General features: G+C 60.5%; 2 protein-coding genes and 1 pseudogene. All 3 read right to left on the bottom strand.

The annotated features are described in order from the left end of the window. Window positions 1–164 (bottom strand): annotated as a pseudogene (locus tag ERD80_RS21405) (glutathione ABC transporter permease GsiC); the annotation flags it as partial. A gap of 49 nt (window positions 165–213) precedes the next feature. Beyond that, entirely contained in the window at window positions 214–1,749 is a 1,536-nt protein-coding gene (gsiB, locus tag ERD80_RS21400) for a glutathione ABC transporter substrate-binding protein GsiB (protein WP_136548469.1), read from the bottom strand. A 64-nt stretch (window positions 1,750–1,813) separates the two neighbouring features. Continuing rightward, on the bottom strand, window positions 1,814–3,544 hold a 1,731-nt coding region (locus ERD80_RS21395; protein ID WP_136548467.1), incomplete at its 5' end, for a dipeptide ABC transporter ATP-binding protein.

Below are 3,544 nucleotides of genomic sequence, written 5' to 3'. Positions count from 1 at the left end.
AGCTCCTGACGCACCAGCGCCACCACTGAGGCATCCGCTTCCGGTCCGGCAATCAGGCGCGCCGGGTCGCCCGGCAGCAGATGCACGAACAGGAACACCAGCACTGCGACAATCAGCAGCGTGGGAATCAGCCCGAGCAGGCGTTTAAGAAAATAGTTGAGCATGCGAAATCCCGCGCAGCATCGGCCAGCCCCGTAAGGCTGGCCGCGTCTGTTACTTCAGATCCGCCTCATCAAAATTGAATGAGGTATCGGGCATGACGTAAAAACCGGTCAGGTTTTTATTGTTCGCAGACAGCAGCTGCTCCACCACCAGCGGAATCCACGGGTGATCGTTCCAGATACGGTCCTGCGCGTCTTTATACAGTCTGGCTTTCTGGTCGCGATCGGTGGTCTTCAGCGCATCCGCCAGGTCTTTATCCACCTGCGGGTTGCTGTAGAACGCGGTGTTGAAGATCGCCGGTGGCCACGAGCTGCTGGCGAACAGCGGCGTCAGCGCCCAGTCGGCTTCGCCGGTGGAGGCTGACCAGCCGGTGTAGAACATGCGCACCCCGCTCTCTTTCTGCCCTTTACTCTCCACTTCCGCCGCGCGCTGGCCGGCATCCATCGCCGTGACTTTCACCTTCACACCCACCTGCGCCAGCTGCTGCTGGGTGAACTGCAGCACTTTCTGCGCGGTGCTGTGGTTATGCGATGACCACAGCGTGGTTTCGAAACCGTTCGGGTAGCCCGCTTCCTTCAGCAACTCGCGCGCTTTGGCCGGATCGTATTTGATGGCCGGATAGCTCTGGGCAAAATCAATGCGCGGCGGCACGATGCCGGTAGCTGGCGTGGCGTAACCGGCAAAGGCCACTTTGGCCAGCGCCTGGCGATTGATGGCGTACTCCAGCGCTTCACGCACTTTCGGGTTATCGAACGGCTTTTGTGTCACGTTGAGGCTGATGTAACGCTGCATGATCGATGGTGTGGTCACCACATCCAGCTTGCTATTGCCCTGCAACAGTTTGGCCTGCTCTAACGGCACCGGGAAGGCAAAGCTGGCCTCGCCGGTTTGCAGCATGGCCGCGCGGGTGTTGTTATCCACCACCGGACGCCAGGTAATGCTGTCGAGTTTTGGATAGCCCGGTTTCCAGTAGCCCGACCACTTTTTCACTTTGACAAAGTCGGTCTGGTTCCAGGTGTCAAAGGTATAAGGTCCGGTGCCTACCGGATGGAAACCTATGTCCTTGCCATATTTTTTCAGCGCGGTTGGCGAGATCATCACCGCAGCCGGGTGTGCCAGATTGTTGATAAACGCTGAGAACGGCTGCTTCAGGGTAATTTTCACCGTGGACGGATCGACCACTTCGGTGGTGGCGATATATTTAAACAGGTTATAGCGTTTGAGATGGTTGTCCGGATTACTCGCGCGGTCGAGGTTGACCTTCACCGCTTCGGCATTGAAATCCGTGCCATCCTGGAATTTCACGCCCGGACGCAGTTTGATGGTATAAGTCAGCCCATCGCTGCTGGCCTGATAGCTTTCGGCCAGTACGTTGACCAGCTTCATGTCTTTATCGAAGCCGAACAGCCCCTGATAGAAAGACTTGGCCACCGCCTGCGACAGCGTGTCGTTGGCGTCGTACGGATCCAGCGTGGTGAAGGTCGACGCCACGGCAATCACCGCATCTTTGGCCGCCCAGGCGGGCAGCGCCAGCGCCGAACTCAACAACCCGGCAGTGATAACCCCTTTTCGCATGATATGGTGCATCGTTATCGATCTCCTGTAGTCCCTGTCTTGCGCGCCCTGCACAGAGGGCGCGGTTGGTTGCTGCTCAGGCGCCGCTAATGGCATGGCGGGCGACAAAATGGCCCGGCGCCACTTCCAGTAACGGTGCCACTTCCGGCTCATCACCCAGCGGGCGAATCGGGCTGGGGATCTCATCGACCATCAGCGCCCGCTCGCGGTGCCGATGCGCCGGATCGGCCACCGGCACCGCGGCCATCAGTTTTTTGGTATAAGGATGGCGCGGCTGTTCGAATACCGCCTGACGCGGCCCCATCTCCACAATCTGCCCGAGATACATCACCGCCACGCGATGACTGATGCGCTCCACCACCGCCATGTCGTGCGAAATAAACAGGAAGGCGATGCCAAATTCACGCTGTAAATCCAGCATCAGATTGATGATCTGCGCCTGAATCGACACATCCAGCGCGGAGACGGATTCGTCGGCGATCACCACTTTAGGATTGAGCGCCAGCGCGCGTGCGATGCAGATACGCTGGCGCTGACCGCCAGAAAACTCGTGCGGGTAGCGCTGCGCGTGTTCGGGTAGCAGACCGACGCGTTCCAGCAGCCAGGCGACGCGTTTCTCTGCCTGCGCGCGCCCCATGCTGCGATGCACCAGCAGCGGCTCCATAATTGAAAAGCCGACGGTAAGGCGCGGATCGAGCGACGCATACGGATCCTGAAAGATAAACTGAATGTCGCGGCGCAGCGTGGCCAGCGCCCTGCCCTGCAGCGCATCAATGCGCTGGCCGTCAAAGGTGATGCTGCCGCCCTGGCTGGCGACCAGCCGCAGCAGTGAGCGTCCGGTGGTGGATTTACCGCAGCCGGACTCGCCCACCAGCGCGAGGGTTTCGCCTGCATAAAGATCGAAACTGACTTTTTCCACCGCGTGGACGCGACGCTTAACCCGATTGAGCAGCCCGCCGCGAATATCAAAGCGCGTAACCAGATCGCGCACCTGTAAAATCGGCGGACGATCGTGACGCACGGTATCCTGCGGCGTGCTGGCCTCTTCGCGGCCGTTGGTATGCAGCAGCGGAAACTTCGCCGGCAGCGGCTGGCCGCTCATCGCCCCGAGCTTTGGCACGGCCGCCAGCAGCGCGCGGGTATACGGCTGCTGCGGCGCATCGAACAGCTGCTGCACCGGCGCGCGCTCAACCACATCGCCGCGATACATCACCTGCACGCGATCGGCCATCTCCGCCACCACGCCCATATCATGCGTAATAAAGATGACGCCCATCTGCATCTCTTTTTGCAGCACGCGAATCAGCTGCAGAATCTGCGCCTGGATGGTGACGTCCAGCGCGGTGGTCGGCTCATCGGCAATCAGCAGCGCTGGCTTGCACGACAGCGCCATGGCGATCATCACGCGCTGGCGCATACCGCCGGAGAGCTGATGCGGATAGCGCGACAGCACATTGTGCGCTTCTGGAATGCGCACCAGGTCCAGCATGCGTCGCGCTTCGGCCTGTGCCTGCTGGTGACTTTTCCCCTGATGCAAACGAATGGATTCGGCGATCTGTTCACCGACGGTGAACACCGGGTTGAGCGACGTCATCGGCTCCTGAAAGATCATCGCCATATCCGCACCGCGCACCCGGCGCATCTGGCTGGCAGACGCCCGCATCACATCCAGCACCTCGCCATTGCGCCGCCGCAGCAGGATTTCACCACTGACCGCGCCGCCGGCCTGTGCAATCAGGCGCATCAGCGCCAGCGATGTCACCGATTTGCCCGAGCCCGATTCGCCCACCAGCGCCAGCGTTTCTCC

It is taken from the genome of Pantoea sp. R102 (assembly GCF_004916815.1).
Taxonomy (GTDB): Bacteria; Pseudomonadota; Gammaproteobacteria; order Enterobacterales; family Enterobacteriaceae; genus Pantoea; species Pantoea dispersa.
The sequence above is the reverse complement of the archived record's forward strand: the minus strand, read 5'-3'. Positions and strand labels throughout refer to the sequence as shown.